This window comes from Modicisalibacter muralis (genome assembly GCF_900102945.1).
Lineage (GTDB): Bacteria > Pseudomonadota > Gammaproteobacteria > Pseudomonadales > Halomonadaceae > Modicisalibacter > Modicisalibacter muralis.
This window is the reverse complement of sequence record NZ_FNGI01000002.1, coordinates 517,659-539,545: the sequence shown is the minus strand read 5'-3', so window position 1 is coordinate 539,545 and position 21,887 is coordinate 517,659. Positions and strand designations below refer to the sequence as shown.

The window sequence follows — 21,887 nt, the reverse complement described above, 5'->3', positions numbered from 1 at the left end:
GGACCGGCCACTGCTGCATTCTGATCAGGGATGGCATTACCAGCATCCCGCCTATCGTGCCCTGTTGGCAGGACAGGCGCTGACCCAGAGCATGTCACGCAAGGGCAACTGCCTGGACAATGCCGCGATGGAGAGTTTCTTCGGCACCCTGAAGGCCGAGTACTTCCATTTGCACCGATTCGACACCATTGGGCAGTTGCAGCAGGGCCTCGACCAGTACATCCATTACTACAACCACGAACGCATCAAGGTGAAGCTAAAAGGCCTGAGCCCCGTACAGTACAGGACTCAGGCCTTGAGCGCCGGCTAAATGAACCGTCCAACTATTGGGGGTCAGTTCATGATCGCCTTTGAGGCGGTTCAGGCGTGGCCAGAAACCCCGCCAATACCGGGTGCCCAGCGCGACCGCTATGGCGTGGACGCAGCATAAGGCCGGGTCGGCACGGGCGGCCAGTTGCCGGCATGTGGAAGGCGTCTAGCCCAATGGCTTCGGCGGATGATGAGTGACATTCAGCGTATCGGTTATGCCCAGCTCGGTAGGCGAATCCTCCCCGCGTAGCACTACCCGTGTCTCGCTGAAGCCGCATTGAGCCAACGCCAGTGCCGCCTGAAGCAGGTGCGCGGTATAGACGATACCTTCAACAAAGCCAAATCAATTCTTGACGATATGGGTAAGAATATCTTTCATGCCGGTGTGGATTTTAGGCTTTCGGCGATTGTTTTTACTTTTCTGTACCTGTAGCAGTATTCAATATCTCAATAACTGAATTGGCCATATTCGCGCATCGCAGACCGTCAAATGGAAATATAGAATCAAATCCGCCTTTAATTTTCTCTTCCAAAGCGCCGCGCAGATGACGACGTGCGCGAAATAGCCGAGTCTTTACAGTTATAGCGCTTATTTCCAAGTCTTCTGCAATGGCTGTAACAGACATTCCCTCCACCTCGCGCAACACAAAGGCAACCCGCAAAGTGCTTGGTAGTTGTGTTACGGCAGATTCGATGAGCGCACGAAATTGGGCGCGCCCTTGTTCGCTTTCCGGGTTTGCCGTTTTGGCGCCAGGAAAGGCGACCACTGAAACATCGAGATTTTTTGGCTCATTGATGGAGTCGTATTCCTGAGTTGGACGTATTTTACGTAAATGCATTTTGGCCGCATTTAATGTAATTCGGGTAATCCAGGTGGCGAATTTTGCCTCGCTCCGGAATTCAGAAATTCGGGTGAATGCAATAAGATAGGCTTCCTGAACAACCTCTTCTGCAATGGCATCGCTATCCACGATTCCCCTAGCAATTCTGAACAATTTTGGGTTCATGCGTCTGATGATTTCCCTTACCGCAGTCTCTTGGCCATTACGTGCTAAGTCGACCAACTCAGATTCGGGTGTATCAGGCCCTACACCCTTGATATCCAGTATTTCAGCAGTAAGTTTCATGTTAACCTCGGCGTTCTGATTTTACCTGATGTCAGTATGTCTTTAACGGATGGAAATGCAGCTTCAACATTGTCTTCCACATTCCCCGCTTTGATTGCCGAGTCGTCCCAGCCTTTATCGCTTGGTTTTCCGACCACGATACGCCCTACCATGGCTGCCCGCTCATGGGGTAGGCAGTAGTAATCGTATACACCCGGTATGGTTAATGTTAGCTCGAAGCTGTCGTCAGGCAGCAGGTATCCACTGTTAAACGGTTCGGCCTCTTTGGGAATACGGCGCGCACGTTCGAACAGCGCTGGGTGATAGGCTGTTACTGTGTGAGAGTTACCGCTGTCCCGGTTTAAAAATTTCAACGTTGTGCCCGGCTTGACAGCCACCCCGAACGGATCGAACCAGACCCGTTCGCCTCGTGCCGTGCCTTGCATCTCGATCAGCACATGAGGCTGACCGGATGCAAGCACTGGCATGTTGACTGCTAACAGGGCACCACCCGCTGCTATTAGCAGTTCACGCCGTGTCATTATCATTTTGCTAGCCGTTCTTCTGCGCCTGCATCGTGATACAGCACAATGTGCGCGTGTGGCTTATCAACACCAGGGTGTCCTGCGTTGTAGTAGACATCCACGGATGTCACCTTGTGCAGCCCTACCCCGAGATCATCATAGGTCACGCCGTTCTTCAGCTCTTCCAGCGGAGTCATATAGATGGTTGCAGACAATTTCCCGTCGTGATCATAACCAAGGAAGGGGCCGGCTGGCAGTGTATCCGGGTTTACAAAGAGAGTGCCCAGTCCGGGAAGGAAAGCAGGCAGCGGGAGTACATCGCTGACTTGTACATAAGGGCCCTCCGGAGGCATTTGTTCCAGTTTGCTTTCATCGTGTGCAAACGCGACAGATGTAGCCAGTAAACAAGCGGCAAAGGATATAGCTTTAAACATGTTTATCTCCAGTTCCGAGTTACGTCATTTTGGGTGTCCGCTTATATAGATTCAGGTGGGAGGAAAAGGTTACACATATTTTCAGGCAATCAGGGGGTCGTCATGACGCCGCCAGAGCTTTGGTTGCCGGTTGGTGGTAATGGCGCGGGCAAACCGACGTTCCATGATCGTTTTTTGGATCGCAGTAAGACGTCCATGGTCAATGCAGACAACTTCGCCCGTAGCCTGCGGCCGGATCACCCTGGAAAGCACAGTTATGAAGCAGCGCTGATCGTAGAAAAAGAACGTTTTCGCCTAGTTAGAAGAAAACCGGCTTTCCGGCACTATTTCGCGGACCCTTCTGCATCGCCGGGCCCTTCGCTATGCTGCAGGCAAGAGACCCTTTGCCTGTGAGATTCCCAATGCCCCTGCCCGACGCCTTTCTGCCGCCGACGAACATTCCCGAATCGCTGCATGCGTCGCTGCGCCGGGTGGAGGAGCGGCTGCGCGAGGCGCTGGCCCAGGCCGATAACCTCGCCGAGCATCAGCAGGCCGACTTGCCCAGCGAGTGCTGGATGGCGCTGCCGGAGGCGCGTCGCGAGCAGTTGGCGCGGGTGCTGGTTATCTCCAGCTTCGCCGCCGAGACGCTGGTGCGCTATCCCGCCTGGTTGTGCAGCCTGGACGCCGACGGCGAACTGGATGCGCCGCTTGACGTCGATACCCTGGAACAAATGCTGGGTGATGCGCTCGACGACGCCGAGGACGAGGCGCAGATGCACGCGGCGATCCGGCGTTTTCGCCGCGCACGCATGCTGGGCATCGTCTGGCGCGACCTCGCCCGGCCAGCGGAGTGCAACATGTGGGACACCGCCACCAGCGTTTCGCGACTGGCCGAAACCTGCCTGGAAGGCGCGCTCGGTTGGCTGGAGACACACTTCGCGCCGCGCTGGGGCACGCCCGCGCCGCGCGAGGATGGCAGCGAGCAGCGCCTGGTGGTGCTCGGCATGGGCAAGCTGGGTGCCGGCGAACTCAACCTGTCGTCGGATATCGACCTGATCTTTGCATTTCCCGAGAAGGGCTGCACCCAGGGTGGCAAGCGTGAATACGATCATCAGGAGTATTTCACGCGTCTCGGCCAGAAGCTGATCGGCGCGCTGGACGCGATCACCGCCGACGGCTTCGCGTTTCGTGTCGATATGCGTCTGCGCCCGCTGGGTGATGGCGGGCCGCTGGTCGGCAGCTTCAATATGCTGGCCAGTTATTATCAGGATCAGGGCCGCGAATGGGAGCGCTACGCGCTGCTCAAGGCCAGGCCGGTCGCCGGCGATCTCGACGCCGGCGACGAACTGCTGGCCAGCCTGCGGCCCTTCGTTTATCGCAAGTATCTGGACTTCGGTGCGATCGAATCGCTGCGCGAGATGAAGTCGCTGATCAATCGCGAGGTGCGCCGCAAGGGCATGGCCGACAATATCAAGCTCGGCCATGGCGGCATCCGCGAGGTGGAATTCGTGGTCCAGGCGCTGCAGTTGATTCGTGGCGGCCGCGATACCGAATTGCAGGTCTCGTCGCTGAAGATGGCGCTGAAGCATCTGCCGGCACTCGAACTGCTGCCGCAGCCGGTGGTCGACGAACTCGGGACCGATTATGTCTTCCTGCGCGATCTCGAGCATGCCTTGCAGGCATTGGAGGATCGCCAGACCCAGACCCTGCCCGAGGACGAGCTGGATCGCACGCGGGTGGCGCTGGCGATGAGTCGGCAGCCCCAGCATTTCAGCGATTGGACGGCACTGACGGATACGCTGGCCGCGGTGCGCGAACGCATTCGTGGGCATTTCGACGCGGTGATCGCCGACCCCGAAGAGGAAGCCGATACGCCAATCGCCGCCGACGATGACGAAGGAGGCGATCCAGTGGAAGAAAACCCGATACCCCTCGATGAATGGCGGGCGCTGTGGCGCGGCGATCTGGCCGACGACGAGCCCCAGGAATTGCTCGATAGCGCCGGATTCGACGACCCCGAAACCGCCGCGCGGCGCCTGTCGACGCTGCGTCAGTCGCGCCAGGTGCAGGGCATGCAACGCATCGGCTTCGAGCGCCTCGATGCGCTGATGCCGCTGTTATTGGCCGCAGTGGCCGAGAGCCGCTCGCCGGATAGCGTGCTCGAACGGGTGCTGCCGCTGATCGAGGCGGTATTGCGGCGCACCGCCTATCTGGCCTTGCTGCGCGAGAACCCCGATGCGCTGGGCCATCTGATGACGCTGTGCGCGGCAAGCCCCTGGATAGCCGAGCAGATCGCCCGCCATCCGGTGCTGCTCGATGAACTGCTGACCCCGGCAACCTTATATTCGCCGGCCGACAAGTCGCGCTTGGTCGATGAGTTGCGCCAGGCGCTGGGACGTATCCCCGAAGACGACGAGGAATCCCAGCTCGAGGCGTTGCGTATCTTCAAGCATGCCCAGGTGCTGCACGTGGCGGCTTCCGACATTGCCGGCGCGCGTACGCTGATGAAGGTCAGCGACTACCTGACCTTCATTGCCGAGGTGGTGCTCGAACAGGTGCAGGCGATGGCCTGGAAGCACCTGGTGCGCAAGCATGGCCGTCCACAGCGTCGCGAGGGGGCCGGCGGCAATGAGCCAACAGGCGATTTCCTGATCGTCGGCTACGGCAAGCTGGGCGGCATCGAATTGGGTTACGCCTCGGATCTCGACCTGGTGTTCATCCACGATGCGGCGTCGCGAGGCACCACCGACGGCAAGCGTGTCATCGACAATGCGGTGTTCTTCACCCGCCTGGGCCAGCGCATCATTCATCTATTGACCGCGATCACCCCGGCCGGCGCGCTCTACGAGGTCGACATGCGCCTGCGCCCGTCGGGCAATTCCGGGCTGCTGGTCGCCAGCCTCGATGCCTTCGCCGATTACCAGCGCAACCAGGCCTGGACCTGGGAGCATCAGGCGCTGGTGCGCGCGCGGGTGGTGGCCGGCAGCCAGGCGCTGGGTGAACGTTTCGACGCGGTGCGCCGAGAGACTCTTGCCCGCGAGCGTGATCGCGAGGCGCTGCGCGCCGAGGTGGTCAAGATGCGCCACAAGATGCGCGAGCACCTGGGCAGCAGCGCCACGGCACGCCAGGAGGGCCAGTTCGACCTCAAGCACGATGCCGGCGGCATGGTCGATATCGAGTTCCTATGCCAATACGCGGTGCTATCGATGGGATTTGAAACGCCCGATCTATTGGCCTGGAGCGACAATATTCGTATTCTGGAGACCTTGGAGTCGAGTGGCTGCCTACCGGCCGACGATGCTCGACGTCTTCGCGACGCCTACCTGGCCTATCGCGACGCTTCGCACCGCAACGCGCTGACCAAGACCGGCGGGCGTGTGGACGAGGCCGATTACCACGAGCACCGCCAGGCCGTTACCGAACTGTGGCAGCGCTGGCTGGAGCCCACCGATGATGCCTGACCGGTATCTTCGGCTCGCCGTGAGGACCAAGGCTTACCGTAATTCCGCTGGCGCTTTGCGCTGTCGGTAATCAATGACAGCAACACGTTGAGAGACGAAGGAAGATCACTATGTCGATGGCCGACCGAGACGGTCTTATCTGGTTCGATGGCGAACTGGTTCCCTGGCGCGATGCCAATGTCCACGTACTGACCCACACCCTGCACTACGGCATGGGCTGTTTCGAGGGCGTACGTGCCTATGCCACCGAGAAGGGCACCGCGATCTTCCGTTTGAAGGAACACACCGACCGGCTGTTCGATTCGGCGAAGATCCTCGGCATGGAGATGCCGTTCAGCAAGGCCGAGATCAACGAAGCGCAGCGCGCGGCGGTTCGCGAGAACAATCTGAAGGAGGCCTATCTGCGGCCGATGGTGTTTTTCGGCTCGGAAGGCATGGGGTTGCGTGCCGACAACCTGAAAACGCACGTTATCGTCGCCGCCTGGGAGTGGCCATCGTACATGTCGCCGGAGGCTCGCGAGCTGGGCATCAAGGTGCAGACATCGTCGTTCACTCGCCACCACGTCAATATCTCGGTGACCCGCGCCAAGGCCAACGGTCAATACATCAACTCGATGATGGCACTCGCCGAGGCACAGCGTGGCGGTTATGACGAGGCGTTGATGCTCGACCCGCAAGGTTATGTCGCCGAAGGTACCGGTGAGAATGTCTTCGTGGTCAAGAACGACGTCATCTACACGCCGTCGCTGACTGCCTGCCTGAACGGCATCACCCGTAACACCGTTTTCCACATGGCCCGGCATTTCGGTTACGAACTGGTCGAGAAGCAGATCACCCGCGATGAGATGTATATCGCCGACGAGGTGTTCTTTACCGGTACCGCCGCCGAAGTGTTGCCGGTTCGCGAACTCGATGGCCGGACCATCGGCGAGGGGCGCCGTGGCCCGGTCACCGAGCGGATCCAGTCGATGTACTTCGATGTGGTGGGTGGCAAGCAGACTCTCGATGCCGAGTGGCTGTCGCCAGTCGCGTAATGTGCCGACGCCGAAACTAGCAATACGTTACGTAGAGCGCCCCCCTCGTGGGGTGCTTTTCGTTCTGGCGATTTCAAGACAGGACGAACGCGGGCGCGAATAGAGAATAAGGTGGTGCGGTGGTAGTGGAGCGCGGCGTCCATGTCAGTGTGTCGCGTATCCCTGCCGCGATCGAACCGCCGCGCAAGCGTCGGTCGATAGTCACGTCGCTCCCGCTACCCCGCTATGGCAGGATAAGCCTATTCGGCACGTCATATGTTAACTTGTGTTAAGAAAACCCCTAAAATCACGCTTTAGGACCAGACACTAAAGACCTGCAAAATCAACTGTATAAGCCTTATGGCTTAATCGACGTCAATGACCAGCGGTTCGCTGACCATCTGATTCAGGATTCTAGAGTAGGGCGCAAAAAAATGGACCGCATGAGCGGTCCAAGGTACGCAGGGAACTGGTGATGCATTCAACAGGTCGTCTTCATGACGACGTGCTACAAATTCGAGGGCGTCCGTGCCGGGGAATCCTTTCCCTAGTGACACTATCCTTGGCTCGAAAGCCGTGCCATTACATCCTAGATATTGCGAACGCTGTGCCATTTTTTTAAAAATTCATAAATATCATATGTTTAAAACAACTCCTGGTTGAGAGCCACTGACGGGCATAGTAAAAATCCGGATTATCGGTAGGAAAATGTCTCCATATGGCAACGTTTATTGGCGGCATTTTTTTGTTTTTATTTAAATCAACAACTTAAAGCGTCTCTTTTTGGATACGCGGCATTTTTCCTCTTGCAGCACGATTATCCCATCCGTGGTTCACACGTCGGCGTCGTGCAGGCGCCATGGTGGCGCTGCTTTCACGCTGATTTCTTCTGCAATTGCTACAGGATAGAGAATCGTATCGTGAGACGACTAGACTCTCGCGATACTCGGGGCATCGCCGCAAGGAGTGGCGTGCTTCGGTAGCCATCTTCGCAATAGCGTACTGAGCAACGTAAAAAGGAAAATTTATGTTCGAGTGGATTTCTCAACACAAGGATGTGCTTAGCGTCTTCACCAGCATCGGCACCTTGATCATCTGGTTGGTTTACGCCCAGTTATTGTACTTGGGCTTTCGCCGTCAGCGCCGTCCGCGAATCATCATCAACCGTGGCAAGAGGAAAGATATCGATGCCCTGTGCATCATCAGCAACATGAGCGCCGAGTCGATCTTTGTCGAATACATCATCGCCGAACTCGAAACCTCGCGCGGCACCATTACCATGGACGTGACCGATTTCGAACAGGAATATGAAGAAGGCGACGAGGAGGGCGAGGGTGAACCCGAGGAGCGTAGAGAGCGCAGAACCCTAAATCCCGGCCGAGTGGACGAAAATACCCGACAAGGCCCGTTGGAATCTGGCGACTTCTTGCATATCGGCAGTTTCAGCGATGTCATCAAGCGTCTGGCTCGCGACGAAGGCATCGAGATGGTTGGGTATCGCCCCGCGGGTGACCTAAAGTTTTATCGCCTGACCATTCGCCTCATCACGATTTATGGTCCCGAGGACATGCCGGTCGGCGCCGAGCGCGGCTTCAATCTTGAGGACAACGATCACAGCTATGCCTTGATTCCTGCTACATGGGATACCCAGCGCCTGGCATCGAGGAGGCAGCGTCGGCAGTTAAGAAAAATGGTGCAGCGCTTCAACGCAACCAACTTTTCGTCGGCGTCATCGTTCCGTTGTATCGACAATGATGAGTGAACATGGAGGCCAGTGAACTGGTTTCATGAATGAATCGGCAATGGCAGCGTGAGTCGCGTTGAGGGGCTTATCTTCATTGAAGGTGCATTGATGGCCAAGGCAAGTCAGTAAGGAGGCCCGGTGAGCGGAGATACGCTACATGATGAGATGACCGATTATCGCCGTCATCCGGAGCGTTATCGCATCGGCCGCGGCGAGCAGGGCGTGCTCAAGGTCGAGCCCTACAAGAGTGAGTTACTGCCGCACTGGAGCTTCAAGACGCCTGAAGCAGCGCGAAAATCCGCCGATACGCTCTATGCCATGTTCGGAGGCTACAAGGCCGAGGAATCCGTTGGCTCGTCGGCGTACCAGACCTGCCGTTCGCTAATGCCCAGCGACTCGAATTCATCACGCCGCAGCGACGACTCGTCGACCAGCCAGAACTCGTCGAGCTGTGGTGGTGCTACGGTGGTACCCGCAAGCATCGCATGCACCTGCCCACGGTGGTGGGTCTGGTGAACGAACAGATGCGATAGCACGCGATGGGCCGGCTCGTTCTGCTGTCGATCCGTGCGTTGAAGTATTACCCCGGTGCCGAGCCTTGCGGGATCGAGCGCTTCGCAGAATTGAAGCAGCCGCCGGTCCAGCTTGCGCTGTGCGGGAAGCAGGCCCGTGACCGAGTCGTACGGCGTTTCGTCATCGAAGGCGGCGAGACCGAGCGTGCCGCCTTCCAGGGCGTCGATATAGAAGGCATCGACGATATGGATGTGGTTGAGTGTCTGCCAGATTGAGGGGAAGAAGCTGGTGCGCTCTGCCATGAACTCGTTTTGCGAGAGTCCGGCGCAGGCGCCGAGCAGCCGGTGATTGGACCAGAGGTTGCAATAGGCCTGGCGGCGGTAGTGATCGATCATGGTCGGCTCCGATTCGTCATGCTATCCACATGCTTGGTAATCTAGGCCAGCTCGGCAACACTTATTATAGTGGCTCTTATAGAGGTGCCGGTGCCGGCGGACTTCGTCTTACCGCACTAGAAAATGTGCCAGGCTGCGATTGGGCATTTGTGCGTAAACTCATGTGAACACTCACGCGGCAATACTTTTAGGAGACAATCGTGCGAGTCATCGTATTGTTCCTAGCGTCAATCATGAGCCTTCCCGCCGTGGCGGCGACGCTCGTTACTCCGCATTATACCGTTACTATCGAGAGACATTGCGCCGAGGGAAATGTGACCTGCGATGACGTCACGTATACCGGGAAAAGCAGAATATCAGGTAACGCCATTACCTTGCGGGGAGCGACCTGGCACACGTTGTGCGCGGATGGCGTGACCCCTTGCCGCTTTCTCGGTTACCGGTTCAAGAATGGTAATGTCACCTACGTCGTCACGCAGGACGGCAAGCTGGAAGTGGTGCGAAACGAGACCGAAGTTCTGATCAGCGAAGAAGGGAATTGGCGTTGATGATTCGTGCGTCTCACGCCCGGTTGGTCGGAGCCGGCATTGGGTGGGAATCGAAGCTCGCCTTTACGCATTCTGGAGCCGATGAATGACGATAACCTTTCCGAAAGAATGTGATGTACGGTTGTCGTTGCCATTGGACGAGACTATCGGGGCGCGTCGCACATGCCGTGAGTTCGACCGCCAGCCGATACACATGGACGATCTCGACCGCTTGCTCTGGGCGGCGCAGGGCGCTACCGGAGGTGCCGGGCTGCGCACGGCGCCATCGGCAGGCGCCCAATACCCGCTAGCGCTCTATGTGGCGGTTGGGCGTGTCGTGGATCTCCCAGTGGGGCTGTACCGCTATGAGTCGAACGGTCACGCGCTTGAGCCGATCTCGAGCCTCGATGCCAGGGAGTCGCTTTACGAGGCGGCGCTAGGAGAGCAGCCCTGGGTAAGAAACGCGGCCGTCGTCATTGTCGTTGCCGGCGACTTCAAGGCCATGCGCGAGCATTTTCACTCGCAGCCGCCGGCGGGCAGGCGTGGCGAACGCTACGTCTACCTCGAAGCGGGCGCGCTGGCCGAAAACGTGCACCTGAGTGCGACGGCGCTGGGCATGGGGTTCGTCCTGGCCGCGGGTTTCGATGATGAGCGGGTCAAGGCCGCAGTGAACGTGCGCGCGGATATCGAGCCCATTGCGCTGCTCTGCATTGGATCGATAGACGCCTGAGAACCGAACTGCCCCGCGCTTTTGCTAAATAGCCGCTGGCCCGCGGTTATTGGCTGCGCAGTCGTGTCAGCCCTTCCTGCGCGCTGGACGCCACCAGATACCCCTGCTGGTCGTAAATGCTGCCACGCGCGAAGCCGCGCGCGCCGCCGGCCCAGGGGCTGTCCATGTCGTAAAGCAACCAGTCGTTGATCCGGATATCGCGGTGAAACCAGATCGCATGATCGAGGCTGGCGATCTGCAGCTTGGGATCTCCGAAGGTGATGGCGTGAGGTACCAGGCTGGTGGTCAGCAGATTGAAGTCCGAACTGTAGGCGAGCAGGTAGCGATTGAGCGCCGAGTCGTCGGGGAGCTCTCCGGCGAGCCGGAACCACAGTCGCTTGCGTGGAATGGCGTCGGTTTCATCCGTAAAACGCAGGAACTCGATGGGATGGCCTTCGTAGCGCTCGACGCGGGTGCCCGAGTCGATAAGCGCTTCGGGCAGGGCCAGTTCTGGCATCGTCGGCTGGTGGTGGAATCCCTCTTCCATGCCATGAAACGAGGCGCTGCAGAAGAAGATCGTCTTGCCGTTCTGGATCGCGCTGATGCGCCGAGTGGTGAAGCTGCCGCCGTCGCGCACGCGATCGACCTGATAGACTACCGGGCGTTTGGCATCGCCAGGGCGCAGAAAGTAGCCATGCAGCGAATGTACCTGGCGCACCGGATCGACCGTTTGACTGGCCGCCGAGAGTGCCTGACCGAGCACCTGGCCGCCAAACAGTTGCGGAAAACCGAGGTCCTGGCTGTGGCCGCGGAACAGGTTTTCCTCGAGCATTTCCATGCCCAGCAGGGCGACCAGCTTATCCAGCGCTTGCGTCATGTTCGTATCCTCTGGGATGTTTGGCACGTGCGAGGCAAGGATACCGGAGACGACGCGATCATGCGTAGCGACACGTTCTATATGCACCGTGCCCTCGATCAGGCCCGCGAGGGGCTGGATGCCGGCGAGGTGCCGGTTGGCGCGGTGGTCGTCGCCGCCGATGGCGAGATCGTCGGCGCGGGCTTCAACGCGCCGGTCTCGGTGCATGACCCCAGCGCGCATGCCGAGATCCGCGCGCTACGCGCCGCCGCGACCCGGCTGGGCAATTACCGCCTCGACGGCTGTACGCTGTATGTCACGCTCGAGCCCTGCATGATGTGCGCCGGGGCGATCATTCATGCGCGCCTGGCGCGGCTGGTCTACGGCGCCGCCGAACCCAAGACCGGCATGGTCGAATCCCGGGCCAACCTGTTCGCCCAGCCATGGCATAACCACAGCGTAACGGTGGAGGGGGGCGTGCTGGCAGTGCAAGCCTGTCGCCTATTGCAGACGTTCTTTGTCGAGCGGCGAGGTGTCTAGTTCGGTGACGTCTGCCTAAAGCACCGGCGCCACGATATCGAACAGGTGGCTGTTGTCGATATCGTCCGGCGGTCGCTGATTGAGTTGGAAGAACTGCTGCTGGCTGCGCTTGACGTAATTGAGAATCTCGTAATAGCGACGGATGTTGCGCACGTAGATGACCGGTTCGCCGCCGCGCGCATAGCCATGGCGCACCTTGGAGTACCATTCGCGCTTTTGCAGCAGGGGCAGCGCCTCGCGTACATCGGACCAACTGTAAGGGTCGCCGTCGCGCATTTCCACGATGCGCTGCGCGTCGAACAGATGCCCCAGACCGACGTTATAGGCCGCCATGGCCATGTAGGTGCGATCCGGCTCGACGATCTCTTCCGGTAGGCGCTCCTTCACGCTGCGCAGGTAGCGCGCGCCGCCGCGGATGCTCTGCTCGGGGTCGAGGCGGTTCTCGACACCGACTTCCTCGGCGGTAGGCAGGGTCAGCATCATCAATCCGCGCACGCCGGTGGGCGAGGTCGCACGCGACTCCCAGTGCGACTCCTGATAGCCCAGCGCGGCCAGCAGTTTCCAATCGAAGCCGCTATTGCGGGCGGCCTCCTTGAAGGTGTCCGCATACGCCGGCAAGCGCTGATGCACATGGCGGATGAACAGCCTGGCGCCCACGTATTCGAGATAGTCGTCATGGCCGAAGTAGCGTTCGATCAACGCATCGAGGGTGCCGTCGGCGCGCAATTGGCCGAGAAAGCGATTGGCCTCGCGCAGCAATCCCAGGCCCTGCCCGGCGGGTAGCGCCCAGGCCAGGCTCAGTGGGTCGCCAAGCAAAAAGCCGTTTTCCACGCCGGGGAAGAACAGGCGGTTGAGCTTGAACTGGTGTTCGTAGATCACGGCGGCATCGAGTTCGCCGTCTTCGACCATCTGCAGCAGATCGGCGACTTCGACATCGCCGGATTCCATCCAGCCCAGCTCGGGCATCTGCGACTGCAACTCGCGCAGCACCAGGTTGGCCCCCGAGCCGCGAATCACGCCGATCTCGAGATCACGCAGATCCTCGGCTTCGCGTACCGGCGGCAAGTCGCGGTTATACACCACCAGCGGTTGCAGGGTGAGAATCTCGCGGCTGAAGCGGATGCCCGGCAGCGTTGGGTCCAGCGGCAGCGCGGCGGCGCCGAGATCGGCCTCGCCGCTGCGCACCGCCGTCAACACCTCTTCGATGTTGCCGTCGCTATTCAGCGCCAGGCTCACGCCCAGATGCTCGGCGAAGCGCTTGACCAACTCGAATTCGAAACCGGTCGGCCCCTGGCGTCCCTGGTAATACGTGGTTGGCGTGTTGCGGGTAAATACCTGGATGAAGTCGCGTGCGCGGATATCCTCGAGCAGCGGGTCATCCGGCGTCGCGGGAGGGGCGGGCACCAGTAGCAGGGCCAGGCCGATCAGCAGAATGACGAGCCCGCGCGGATGGCGGGCGAGAGCCTTGAGCATGCGTTGCGGTCGGTAACGATGGACGCCTCACCATACCGGGCACCCCGGAGACTGTCACCTTGCGCCATTCCACGGATTTCTCGCCAGCGTGGCTTTCCAGTATCATATGCGCTCGTTGCCGCCGCGTGATGCGGCCCCCATTCGGCTTTCTTCAGAGGCTTCTTCCGAAATGCTCGAACTGCGAGGAGCGCCCGCCCTTTCCGCTTTCCGTCATGCCAAGCTGCTGGCCGCCCTGCGTGCCCAGGTTCCCGAAGTCGAATCCCTGCATGCCGATTACGTCCACTTCGTCGATCACGATGACGAACTGGACGCCGATAGCCGCGAGCGCCTCGTACGGCTGCTCGCTTATGGCACGGCCGTTGACGAATCCATCTCGCGCGAGGGGCATCTGTTTCTGGTGGTGCCGCGCCTCGGCACCTTGTCGCCGTGGTCGTCCAAGGCCACCGATATCGCCCACAATTGCGGGCTGAGTCAGGTTCGGCGCATCGAGCGCGGGGTGGCCTATCGCGTCAAGCTAGGCGGCGTGTTGAGCGAGGCGGCCTTCAATGCCATCGTCGTCGCCCTGCACGACCGCATGACCGAATCGGTGCTGGCCAATGCCTCCGACGCCGCCCGGCTGTTCTCGCATCAGGCGCCCGCGCCGCTGGGGCAGGTGGATATCGTGAAGGGCGGCCGCGCAGCGCTGGAGACCGCCAACCTCGAGTTGGGCCTGGCGCTGGCCGACGACGAAATCGACTATCTGTTGCAGGCGTTCCAGACGTTGGAGCGTAATCCCAGCGATGTCGAACTGATGATGTTCGCTCAGGCCAACTCGGAACACTGCCGTCACAAGATATTCAACGCCGACTGGACCATCGATGGCGAGGCGCAGCCGCGTTCGCTGTTCGGGATGATCAAGCACACCTTCGAGCGCTCCCCCGACGACATTCTCTCGGCCTACAGCGACAACGCCGCGGTGATCAAGGGCTCTGATGCCGGGCGCTTCTTCGCCACGCCCTTGACCGGCAAGTCCGACGAACAGGCTCTCTACGCCGCGCATCAGGAGCCGATCCATATCCTGATGAAGGTCGAGACCCACAACCATCCCACCGCCATCGCGCCGTTCCCCGGCGCGGCGACCGGCTCGGGCGGCGAGATTCGCGACGAGGGCGCGACCGGCATCGGTGGCAAGCCCAAGGCCGGTCTCACCGGCTTCGCGGTGTCCAACCTGCGTATTCCCGAGTTCGTCCAGCCCTGGGAAGCCTTCGACTACGGCAAGCCCGAGCGCATCAAGAGCGCGCTCGAGATCATGCTCGAAGGGCCGATCGGCGGCGCGGCGTTCAACAACGAGTTCGGCCGGCCCAACCTGACCGGGTATTTCCGCACCTACGAGCAGGATGCGGTGGCCGCCGATGGCATCGAGCGGCGCGGCTATCACAAGCCGATCATGCTCGCCGGTGGCTACGGCAACGTTCGCGACGGCCACGTGCAGAAGGGCGAAATCCCCGTCGGTGCCAAGCTGATCGTGATGGGTGGCCCGGCGATGTTGATCGGCCTCGGCGGCGGGGCGGCGTCGAGCATGGCCTCGGGGTCGTCGAGCGCGGATCTCGATTTCGCCTCGGTGCAGCGCGAAAACCCCGAGATCGAACGGCGCGCCCAGGAGGTCATCGACCGCTGCTGGGCGCTGGGCGACGACAACCCGATTCGCTTCATCCACGACGTCGGCGCCGGTGGGCTGTCCAACGCCTTGCCGGAACTGGTCAAGGACGGCGAGCGTGGCGGGCGCTTCGAGTTGCGCGCCGTGCCCAATGCCGAGCCGGGCATGAGCCCGCTGGAAATCTGGTGCAACGAGGCTCAGGAGCGCTACGTGCTGGCGGTGGCGCCGGACGATCTCGCCACCTTCGATGCGCTATGCGAGCGCGAGCGCTGCCCCTACGCGGTGGTCGGCGAGGCCATCGAGGCGCACCATCTGGCGGTTCACGACAACCACTTCGATAGCCAGCCGATCGACTTGCCGATGAGCGTGCTGTTCGGCAAGCCGCCGAAGATGCAGCGCGAGTTCCAGCGCCAGGCGCTGGAATTGCCGGGAGCCGACTTCGACAATCTCGACCTGCGCGAGGCGCTCGACCGCGTGCTGCGCCTGCCGACGGTGGCTTCGAAGAGCTTCTTGATCACCATCGGCGATCGCTCGATCACCGGCCAGGTGGCGCGCGACCAGATGGTCGGGCCGTGGCAGGTGCCGGTGGCCGATTGCGCGGTGACCACCGCCAGTTTCGATACTCACGCCGGCGAAGCCATGGCGATGGGCGAGCGCCCGCCGGTGGCGCTGATCGACCCCGCCGCCAGCGCGCGTTTGGCGGTCGCCGAGGCGATCACCAACCTGGCGGCAGCGCCGATCGCCAAGCTCGGCGACGTCAAGCTTTCCGCCAACTGGATGAGCGCCGCCGAACACCCTGGCGAGAACCAGGCGTTGTATGACGCCGTGCATGCCGTTGGCATGGAGCTGTGCCCGGCGTTGGGCATCGCCATCCCGGTGGGCAAGGATTCGATGTCGATGCGCACCGCCTGGCAGGAGGGCGAAGGCGACGACGCCGAGTCCAAGACGATCACCGCGCCGCTATCGTTGGTCGTGACCGCCTTCGCCCCGGTGACCGATGCGCTCAAGACGCTGACGCCGCAATTGCGTCTCGACCAGGACGAGAGCGACCTGATCCTGATCGATCTGGGCGAGGGTAGAAACCGCCTGGGCGGCTCGGCGCTGGCGCAGGTCTACGGTCAGATCGGCGATGAATGTCCGGATCTCGACGATGCCGAGGACCTCAAGGCGTTCTTCACGGTGATTCAAGGCCTGAATGCCGACGGCAAGTTGCTGGCCTATCATGATCGCAGCGACGGCGGCCTGCTGGTGACGCTACTCGAAATGGCCTTCGCCGGGCGCGGCGGACTGGAGATCAAGCTCGACTGGCTGGTCGACGATGCCTACGAGGCCGCTGGCGCGCTGTTCGCCGAGGAATTGGGCGCGGTGATCCAGGTCAACCGTCAGGACACCGAATTCGTGCTCGCACAGTTCGCCGCCGCCGGCATCGATACCTGTGGCGTCATCGCCCGCCCACGCTACGACGATCAGGTGCGCGTGACGCTGTTCGAGGAGCCGCTGCTCGAGACCACCCGCGCGCTGACCCAGCGCACCTGGGCCGAGACCAGCTATCGCCTGCAGGCGCTGCGCGACAACCCGGACTGCGCCAAGTCCGAGTTCGATGGCCTGCTCGACCTGCGCGATCCGGGGCTGTCCGCCGTGCCGAGCTTCGCCGTCGACGACGATATCAGCGCGCCGTTCGTCAACACGGTTCGACCGCGCATGGCGATCCTGCGCGAGCAGGGCGTCAACGGTCATGTCGAGATGGCGGCGGCGTTCGACAAGGCCGGCTTCGAAGCGATCGACGTGCATATGAGCGATATCCTCGCGGGGCGCCTGAGCCTGGATGAATTCAAGGGGCTAGTCGCCTGCGGCGGCTTCTCCTACGGCGACGTGCTGGGCGCCGGCGGCGGCTGGGCCAAGTCGGTGCTGTTCAACCCACGCGCCCGCGAGCAGTTCGCGAGCTTCTTCGCGCGTGACGACAGCTTCGCGCTGGGCGTGTGCAACGGTTGCCAGATGCTGGCCCAGCTCAAGGAGCTGATTCCCGGCGCCGAGAACTGGCCGCGCTTCGTGCGCAACGAATCCGAGCAGTTCGAGGCGCGCGTGTCGATGGTCCAGGTCGAGGACAGCCCGTCGATCCTACTCGCCGGCATGCAGGGCTCGCGCCTGCCGATCGCCGTGGCCCATGGCGAGGGTCGCGCCGAGTTCCGCGACAGCGGTCATCTGCGCGCCATGCAGGGTGGCGGCCAGATCGCGCTGCGCTACGTCGACAACTACGGCCAGGTGACCAGCCGCTATCCGGCCAATCCCAACGGTTCGCCGGCCGGTATCACCGGGCTGACCACGCCGGATGGCCGTGTCACTGTGATGATGCCGCACCCCGAGCGCGTGGCGCGGGCGGTGACCAACTCCTGGCGTCCGCCGGAGTGGACCACCGATGGCGCCTGGCTGCGCCTGTTCCGCAACGCGCGGGTATGGCTGGGCTGAGCGTAGCCCCTGTCGATGCAACGATCCGCGGTCATGTGCCGCGGATTTTTTTCGTCCAGCCTTGGCGAATCGCCTCGTGTATTGTCATGAAAATGGATTCCACAAACTGCTTGCCGGCGGGCGTGGTTGGTCTTATAAGAAGGCCGTGACGAGGCGCGTCCTCGTCGGAACGCAGGGGATGACAATGCACGAGGGGTTGGGACTACTGTATGTGGGCGCGGTACTGGTACTCAACGGCCTGTGGATGCAGGGCCGCATCGAGGACCGCGAAATCCAGGTCATCAACTTCTTCGCCGGCGGCCTGAGCCTGGCGATCGCCGCCTATGCGGCCTTCGGCCCGGATGTTACGGCGATCAGCGTGCGCGGCGCGGCCCTGACCCTGCTATTCGCTTTCACCTACCTATGGGTCGCGATCAACCGGCGCAACGGCAGTTCTGGTCACGGCCTGGGCTATTTCTGCCTGTTCGTCGCGCTGACCGCGCTGCCGACTTCGCTGCTGCAGTTCACTGCCGCCGAGACGCTATGGGGATGGTGGTCGGCCTGCAATTGGCTGGCCTGGTCGGGGCTATGGTTCGGCTTCTTCGTGATGCTTTGCCATCGGCCGCAACTGCAGCGGCCGATGGCGTGGATCACCCTCGCCCAAGGGGTGATCACGGCCTGGTTGCCGGGGTATCTGCTAGTGAACGAGATGCTGGTCTAACGTCGCTCCGAGCCGGGCGATGCGTTTTCTGCCTGATACTGGGGTGTGGGGTCGATACCGAGCTTTCTTTCCAGATCATCGAGAATGTGCGTGAAATTCTCGGTGAAGCGGTCGAAGCGCCCGAAATCGTGATCGCACTGGTCGCAGAAAACGTGGTATTGCGCCTCGCGACCGGGTGGGAAGCGCTTCTCGCGGCCACCGCAATTGGGGCAATCCGGGCTGGTACGAATTTTCATGGCGGCCATTTTCCTTTTGCGATGAGTGGATAAGGCTGCGCATTGCTATGCGTCATGCTGCCTTTACAGTGTAGACCCTTAGGTTCCCGGTGAAGTTTAACAAGCGTTTATTAAACGTGATGCCTGGTAATGGCGCGTCGCTGATCGAGTTTCGCATCGCGGGTGCGTAAAATGTCCGCACTATGCCCAAATCCGATGTCCCGCCGGCCATGCCCGCCAATAACCCCGTTTGTCCCACGTTACGGCCTTATCAGCGCGAGGCCGTGACGCGCGTGGTCGAACACTTTCGCGAGTCCGACGACCCGGCGGTCGTGGTGCTGCCCACTGGCAGCGGCAAGTCGCTGGTGATCGCCGAGCTGGCGCGTCTGGCGCGTGGCCGCGTGCTGGTGCTGGCGCATGTGCGCGAACTGGTCGAGCAGAATCACGCCAAGTATCAGGCTTACGGACTCGAAGCGGATATCTTCAGTGCCGGGCTGGGTCGCAAGGAGGCCGAGCGGCAGGTGGTGTTCGGCTCGGTGCAGTCGGTGGTGCGCAATCTGGGGCGCTTCGCCGACGGGGCCTTCACGCTGCTGGTGATCGATGAGTGCCACCGCGTGTCGCCCAACGAAGATGCCAGCTATCGCCAGGTCATCGAGCATCTCAAGCGTGCCAATCCACGCCTGAAGATTCTCGGGCTGACCGCCACGCCGTACCGCTTGGGCCAGGGCTTTATCTATCACCGACATTACCATGGCATGGTGCGCGGCGAGGCTGAGGGTTTCTTTCAGGACTGCGTGTTCGAGCAGCCCTTGCGCTTGATGGTCAAGCAGGGCTATCTGGCCGCGCCGCTGCGCGTGGATGCCGCCGTCGAACGCTACGACTTCTCGCAGCTCACGCCCAGCGTGCGTGGCCTGTTCGCCGAGGAGGACTTGAATCGCGTGGCATGCGGCAATCGCGCCACGCCGGTCATCGTCGAGGAAATCATCGAACGCGCCCGCGAGCGCCGTGGGGTCATGCTGTTCGCGGCCAGCGTAGCCCATGCCGAGGAAATTCTCGGTTACCTGCCCGCTGGTGAGTCGGCGTTGATCACCGGTGCGACGCCATCGCGCGATCGCACACGGCTGATCGGGGACTTCAAGGCAAGCCGGCTCAAGTACCTGGTCAATGTCGCGGTGCTGACCACCGGCTTCGATGCGCCGCATGTCGATTTGATCGCCATTCTGCGGCCCACCGAGTCGGTGGGGCTTTACCAGCAGATCGTCGGGCGGGGTCTGCGTCTGGCGCCGGGCAAGGTGGATTGTTTGATTCTCGATTACGCCGGTAACCCCTGGGATCTCTATGCGCCGGAAGTCGGCTTGCCCAAACCGGCAACCGACGCCGAGCCGGTGCAGGTCGAGTGCCCGGCCTGCGGTCACGCCAACCTGTTCTGGGGCAAGGTCGCCGACGGGATCGTCATCGAGCACCATGGCCGGCGTTGTCAGGGTTTGATCGAGGGCGAACAAGGCAAACGTGGCGCGGTAATGGGCGCCAATAGCGCAGCTTCGGGCGCTCATGGAAAGCACCAGTGTTCATTCCGCTTCCGCTTCAAGATCTGCCAGGCCTGCGGCGCCGAGAACGATATCGCCGCGCGCGCCTGTCATGGCTGCCAGGCGCGACTGGTCGATCCCGACGACAAATTGAAGGACGCGCTGCGCTTGAGGGATGCCCGCGTGCTGCGCGTGAGTGGCATGCAACTCACCGCCGCCGTCAACGGCCGGGGCTTGCCCCGGCTCAAGGTGACTTATCACGACGAAGACGGCGCGACTCTGGATGAATGGTTCGCACTCGAAACCCCGCCACAGCGTGGCGCCTTCGCCACGGCCTTTCTGCGTCACCACTTACGCGCGCCAGGAAGCGTTTGGTGGCCGACTGCGCCTGAAGAAGTCATTACCGGACGCGAGCGGCTCAAGGCGCCGGATTTCGTGATCGGTCGCAAGGTGGGGCGGCATTGGCAGGTGCGCGAAAAGTTGTTCGATTATGTCGGGCGCTATCGCAAGGCGGACAATACCGATTACCCGAACCAAAAAGGATGACATAGCTCGTCTGGCGATACGGTTGTTATTTCATATAAGAGAGTGATAATGCTAATCAGTAAATAATGACAAGATTCATGCGGGGCATGATGAAAATGACTGCCGACCTGAGCTGGGCGCATGGTATATGGGTGTGGACCCCGGATCAGGGGCGTTGGGAGCCGGCGTGCGGCAGGCCCAGAGAACCTGTCAGCTTGGAAAGCGCGACGAGCGGCTTAGCGGCAGACGAGGCTTACGACTGCTGGCGAGAGGCCATCTTCTACTGTTTCGACGCCGATCGGCATGATAGGGCCGCCCTTGGCGATTATCATGCCAAGGTTCGGAGCCTGATTTCCGACGTTGCAGAATTCTACCATTATCAGTCACAGGCGGTTTCCGGGCGGCGGACCAACATGCACTTGCATGCGGATGGCGGCGACAATCTCGATATTGGGCTCGTTCAACCGGGACACCGTCGTCATCGACAAGAGAGCGATACGGCGTTAGTGGCCTCTCCCGGCGAGTTTTTCGTCTATGATGTGGCGCGCCCTTCACGTGTTGACTGGGACACACACCAGGGCGCTCATTTGGTTCTGCGCCGCTCGATGCTCGAAGCGGCTCTGGGCAGCGAGGTTCCGCCGGCCAGCCTGGTGATGCAGGCGTTAACGACTTCGCATCTGACCCCCTATCTCAAGAGCCAATTTATACTGCTTGCCCGCCATATGGGTAACCTCACGGTTGAGGAACGCGCAATACTGCTTCGTCAGACGCTGGATCTCGTAAGGTTCATGCTGCAGGAACTGTCGGCTGTTCATGGGGCAAGCGAGCAGACGCCGAATCGGCGCGGACTATTCGTTGCCGCCCAGCGTCATATAGAAAACCATCTCACCGATCCTGAGCTGAATGCCGCATGGATCGCTCAAGCACTCGGCTGTTCAAGAGCCACTCTTTATCGCGCATTTGTCGATCATGACCGGACGGTCGCGGGGATGATTCGTGAATGGCGACTGCTACAGGCTCATCGAATGTTGAGAAAAGCATCGTCTCATCTGGCGATAGGTGATATAGCCTCATGTTGCGGTTTTATGGACAGGAGAAACTTTAATCGGCTTTTTCGCGAGCGTTTCGGGCAGCGACCGAGTGACATTGCCAGTAAGAAATCGTCTGTTGGATAGCTGCCGCGGGAGAACATATCGTGGCATGACGACGAGTACGGCGATGTCGTCGTGGTCTCCG

General features: G+C 60.9%; 19 protein-coding genes and 1 pseudogene. 13 read left to right on the top strand and 7 right to left on the bottom strand.

From position 1 onward, the window contains the following. A partial coding sequence (locus BLR92_RS07080) for an IS3 family transposase (protein WP_139171568.1) occupies positions 1 to 310 on the top strand: 310 nt, incomplete at its 5' end. A gap of 412 nt (positions 311 to 722) precedes the next feature. Here the strand turns inward: BLR92_RS07080 and BLR92_RS07075 are convergent. From BLR92_RS07075 to BLR92_RS07065, 3 genes are read right to left on the bottom strand one after another with little or no spacing between them, the layout of a single operon-like run. Next, a complete protein-coding gene (locus BLR92_RS07075) occupies positions 723 to 1,436 on the bottom strand; it encodes an RNA polymerase sigma factor (RefSeq protein WP_089726889.1) in 714 nt (237 codons plus the stop codon). After that, the gene (locus BLR92_RS07070; RefSeq protein ID WP_217636543.1) at positions 1,433 to 1,957 is read right to left on the bottom strand and encodes a plastocyanin/azurin family copper-binding protein; all 525 of its coding nucleotides are present in this window, start codon (positions 1,955 to 1,957) and stop codon (positions 1,433 to 1,435) included. Before BLR92_RS07070 ends, BLR92_RS07075 begins: the two co-directional genes overlap by 4 nt. A gap of 2 nt (positions 1,958 to 1,959) precedes the next feature. Then, a complete protein-coding gene (locus BLR92_RS07065) occupies positions 1,960 to 2,373 on the bottom strand; it encodes a hypothetical protein (RefSeq protein WP_089726886.1) in 414 nt (137 codons plus the stop codon). Positions 2,374 to 2,475: 102 nt separating this feature from the next. Here BLR92_RS07065 and BLR92_RS19545 point away from each other — a divergent pair, with 102 nt between their 5' ends. The 5 genes and pseudogenes from BLR92_RS19545 to BLR92_RS19920 all read left to right on the top strand — a co-directional run. After that, entirely contained in the window at positions 2,476 to 2,766 is a 291-nt protein-coding gene (locus BLR92_RS19545) for a hypothetical protein (protein ID WP_139171579.1), read from the top strand. A gap of 8 nt (positions 2,767 to 2,774) precedes the next feature. Next, positions 2,775 to 5,813: a bifunctional [glutamate--ammonia ligase]-adenylyl-L-tyrosine phosphorylase/[glutamate--ammonia-ligase] adenylyltransferase gene (glnE, locus tag BLR92_RS07060; protein ID WP_089726884.1), complete on the top strand. Its 3,039-nt coding sequence runs from the start codon at positions 2,775 to 2,777 to the stop codon at positions 5,811 to 5,813. 110 nt (positions 5,814 to 5,923) lie between these two features. Next, a complete protein-coding gene (locus BLR92_RS07055) occupies positions 5,924 to 6,847 on the top strand; it encodes a branched-chain amino acid transaminase (protein WP_089726882.1) in 924 nt (307 codons plus the stop codon). 1,006 nt (positions 6,848 to 7,853) lie between these two features. Continuing rightward, complete coding sequence (locus tag BLR92_RS07050) at positions 7,854 to 8,588, top strand: hypothetical protein (protein ID WP_089726880.1); 735 nt, start codon at positions 7,854 to 7,856, stop codon at positions 8,586 to 8,588. A 147-nt stretch (positions 8,589 to 8,735) separates the two neighbouring features. After that, positions 8,736 to 8,855 (top strand): annotated as a pseudogene (locus tag BLR92_RS19920) (DUF4385 family protein); the annotation flags it as partial. Positions 8,856 to 8,899: 44 nt separating this feature from the next. On the opposite strand, the gene BLR92_RS19915 reads toward BLR92_RS19920, so the two are convergent. Next, positions 8,900 to 9,478: a DinB family protein gene (locus BLR92_RS19915; protein WP_089726878.1), complete on the bottom strand. Its 579-nt coding sequence runs from the start codon at positions 9,476 to 9,478 to the stop codon at positions 8,900 to 8,902. Positions 9,479 to 9,678: 200 nt separating this feature from the next. Between BLR92_RS19915 and BLR92_RS07035 the strand changes: the two genes are divergently transcribed. After that, positions 9,679 to 10,026, top strand: a complete 348-nt coding sequence (locus BLR92_RS07035) for a hypothetical protein (protein WP_245704128.1) — start codon at positions 9,679 to 9,681, stop codon at positions 10,024 to 10,026. Between the two features lie 85 nt (positions 10,027 to 10,111). Then, entirely contained in the window at positions 10,112 to 10,735 is a 624-nt protein-coding gene (locus BLR92_RS07030; protein WP_089726876.1) for a SagB/ThcOx family dehydrogenase, read from the top strand. Between the two features lie 46 nt (positions 10,736 to 10,781). On the opposite strand, the gene BLR92_RS07025 is transcribed toward BLR92_RS07030, so the two are convergent. Then, on the bottom strand, positions 10,782 to 11,591 hold the full coding sequence (locus tag BLR92_RS07025) for an acyl-CoA thioesterase (RefSeq protein ID WP_089726874.1): 810 nt from the start codon (positions 11,589 to 11,591) through the stop codon (positions 10,782 to 10,784). A 60-nt stretch (positions 11,592 to 11,651) separates the two neighbouring features. Here BLR92_RS07025 and tadA point away from each other — a divergent pair, with 60 nt between their 5' ends. Then, positions 11,652 to 12,110 carry a tRNA adenosine(34) deaminase TadA gene (tadA, locus tag BLR92_RS07020; RefSeq protein WP_089726872.1) on the top strand — a complete coding sequence of 153 codons (459 nt, stop codon included), beginning with the start codon at positions 11,652 to 11,654 and terminating at the stop codon, positions 12,108 to 12,110. Between the two features lie 15 nt (positions 12,111 to 12,125). Here the strand turns inward: tadA and mltF are convergent, their stop codons facing one another. Beyond that, entirely contained in the window at positions 12,126 to 13,583 is a 1,458-nt protein-coding gene (mltF, locus tag BLR92_RS07015) for a membrane-bound lytic murein transglycosylase MltF (RefSeq protein WP_089726870.1), read from the bottom strand. Between the two features lie 169 nt (positions 13,584 to 13,752). Between mltF and purL the strand changes: the two genes are divergently transcribed. Beyond that, positions 13,753 to 17,685, top strand: a complete 3,933-nt coding sequence (purL, locus tag BLR92_RS07010; RefSeq protein WP_089726868.1) for a phosphoribosylformylglycinamidine synthase — start codon at positions 13,753 to 13,755, stop codon at positions 17,683 to 17,685. Between the two features lie 184 nt (positions 17,686 to 17,869). Beyond that, positions 17,870 to 18,385, top strand: a complete 516-nt coding sequence (locus BLR92_RS07005) for an AmiS/UreI family transporter (RefSeq protein ID WP_089726866.1) — start codon at positions 17,870 to 17,872, stop codon at positions 18,383 to 18,385. Here the strand turns inward: BLR92_RS07005 and BLR92_RS07000 are convergent. Beyond that, positions 18,382 to 18,621, bottom strand: coding sequence for a hypothetical protein (locus tag BLR92_RS07000; RefSeq protein ID WP_089726865.1), 240 nt, complete (start codon positions 18,619 to 18,621; stop codon positions 18,382 to 18,384). The two genes, BLR92_RS07005 and BLR92_RS07000, sit on opposite strands and share 4 nt — an antisense overlap. Positions 18,622 to 18,803: 182 nt before the next feature. On the opposite strand from BLR92_RS07000, the gene BLR92_RS06995 reads away from it, so the two are divergent. Together BLR92_RS06995 and BLR92_RS06990 are read left to right on the top strand one after the other, a co-directional pair. Further along, positions 18,804 to 20,672 (top strand): DNA repair helicase RadD, encoded by a 1,869-nt coding sequence (locus BLR92_RS06995; RefSeq protein ID WP_245704127.1) that lies wholly within the window; start codon positions 18,804 to 18,806, stop codon positions 20,670 to 20,672. 194 nt (positions 20,673 to 20,866) lie between these two features. Continuing rightward, positions 20,867 to 21,826, top strand: a complete 960-nt coding sequence (locus tag BLR92_RS06990; protein ID WP_175488745.1) for an AraC family transcriptional regulator — start codon at positions 20,867 to 20,869, stop codon at positions 21,824 to 21,826. Positions 21,827 to 21,887 lie beyond the last annotated feature (61 nt).

What these genes read in the sequence shown, in the direction of transcription:
- BLR92_RS07000 (WP_089726865.1), bottom strand. Translation starts at nt 18,621, where the DNA reads ATGAAAATTCGTACCAGCCCGGATTGCCCCAATTGCGGTGGCCGCGAG.
- BLR92_RS07065 (WP_089726886.1), bottom strand. Translation starts at nt 2,373, where the DNA reads ATGTTTAAAGCTATATCCTTTGCCGCTTGTTTACTGGCTACATCTGTC.
- BLR92_RS07005 (WP_089726866.1), top strand. Translation starts at nt 17,870, where the DNA reads ATGCACGAGGGGTTGGGACTACTGTATGTGGGCGCGGTACTGGTACTC.
- BLR92_RS06995 (WP_245704127.1), top strand. Translation starts at nt 18,804, where the DNA reads ATGCCCAAATCCGATGTCCCGCCGGCCATGCCCGCCAATAACCCCGTT.
- BLR92_RS07050 (WP_089726880.1), top strand. Translation starts at nt 7,854, where the DNA reads ATGTTCGAGTGGATTTCTCAACACAAGGATGTGCTTAGCGTCTTCACC.
- tadA (WP_089726872.1), top strand. Translation starts at nt 11,652, where the DNA reads ATGCGTAGCGACACGTTCTATATGCACCGTGCCCTCGATCAGGCCCGC.
- purL (WP_089726868.1), top strand. Translation starts at nt 13,753, where the DNA reads ATGCTCGAACTGCGAGGAGCGCCCGCCCTTTCCGCTTTCCGTCATGCC.
- BLR92_RS19915 (WP_089726878.1), bottom strand. Translation starts at nt 9,478, where the DNA reads ATGATCGATCACTACCGCCGCCAGGCCTATTGCAACCTCTGGTCCAAT.
- mltF (WP_089726870.1), bottom strand. Translation starts at nt 13,583, where the DNA reads ATGCTCAAGGCTCTCGCCCGCCATCCGCGCGGGCTCGTCATTCTGCTG.
- BLR92_RS07070 (WP_217636543.1), bottom strand. Translation starts at nt 1,957, where the DNA reads ATGACACGGCGTGAACTGCTAATAGCAGCGGGTGGTGCCCTGTTAGCA.
- BLR92_RS07055 (WP_089726882.1), top strand. Translation starts at nt 5,924, where the DNA reads ATGTCGATGGCCGACCGAGACGGTCTTATCTGGTTCGATGGCGAACTG.
- BLR92_RS07075 (WP_089726889.1), bottom strand. Translation starts at nt 1,436, where the DNA reads ATGAAACTTACTGCTGAAATACTGGATATCAAGGGTGTAGGGCCTGAT.
- glnE (WP_089726884.1), top strand. Translation starts at nt 2,775, where the DNA reads ATGCCCCTGCCCGACGCCTTTCTGCCGCCGACGAACATTCCCGAATCG.
- BLR92_RS07025 (WP_089726874.1), bottom strand. Translation starts at nt 11,591, where the DNA reads ATGACGCAAGCGCTGGATAAGCTGGTCGCCCTGCTGGGCATGGAAATG.
- BLR92_RS07030 (WP_089726876.1), top strand. Translation starts at nt 10,112, where the DNA reads ATGACGATAACCTTTCCGAAAGAATGTGATGTACGGTTGTCGTTGCCA.
- BLR92_RS19545 (WP_139171579.1), top strand. Translation starts at nt 2,476, where the DNA reads ATGACGCCGCCAGAGCTTTGGTTGCCGGTTGGTGGTAATGGCGCGGGC.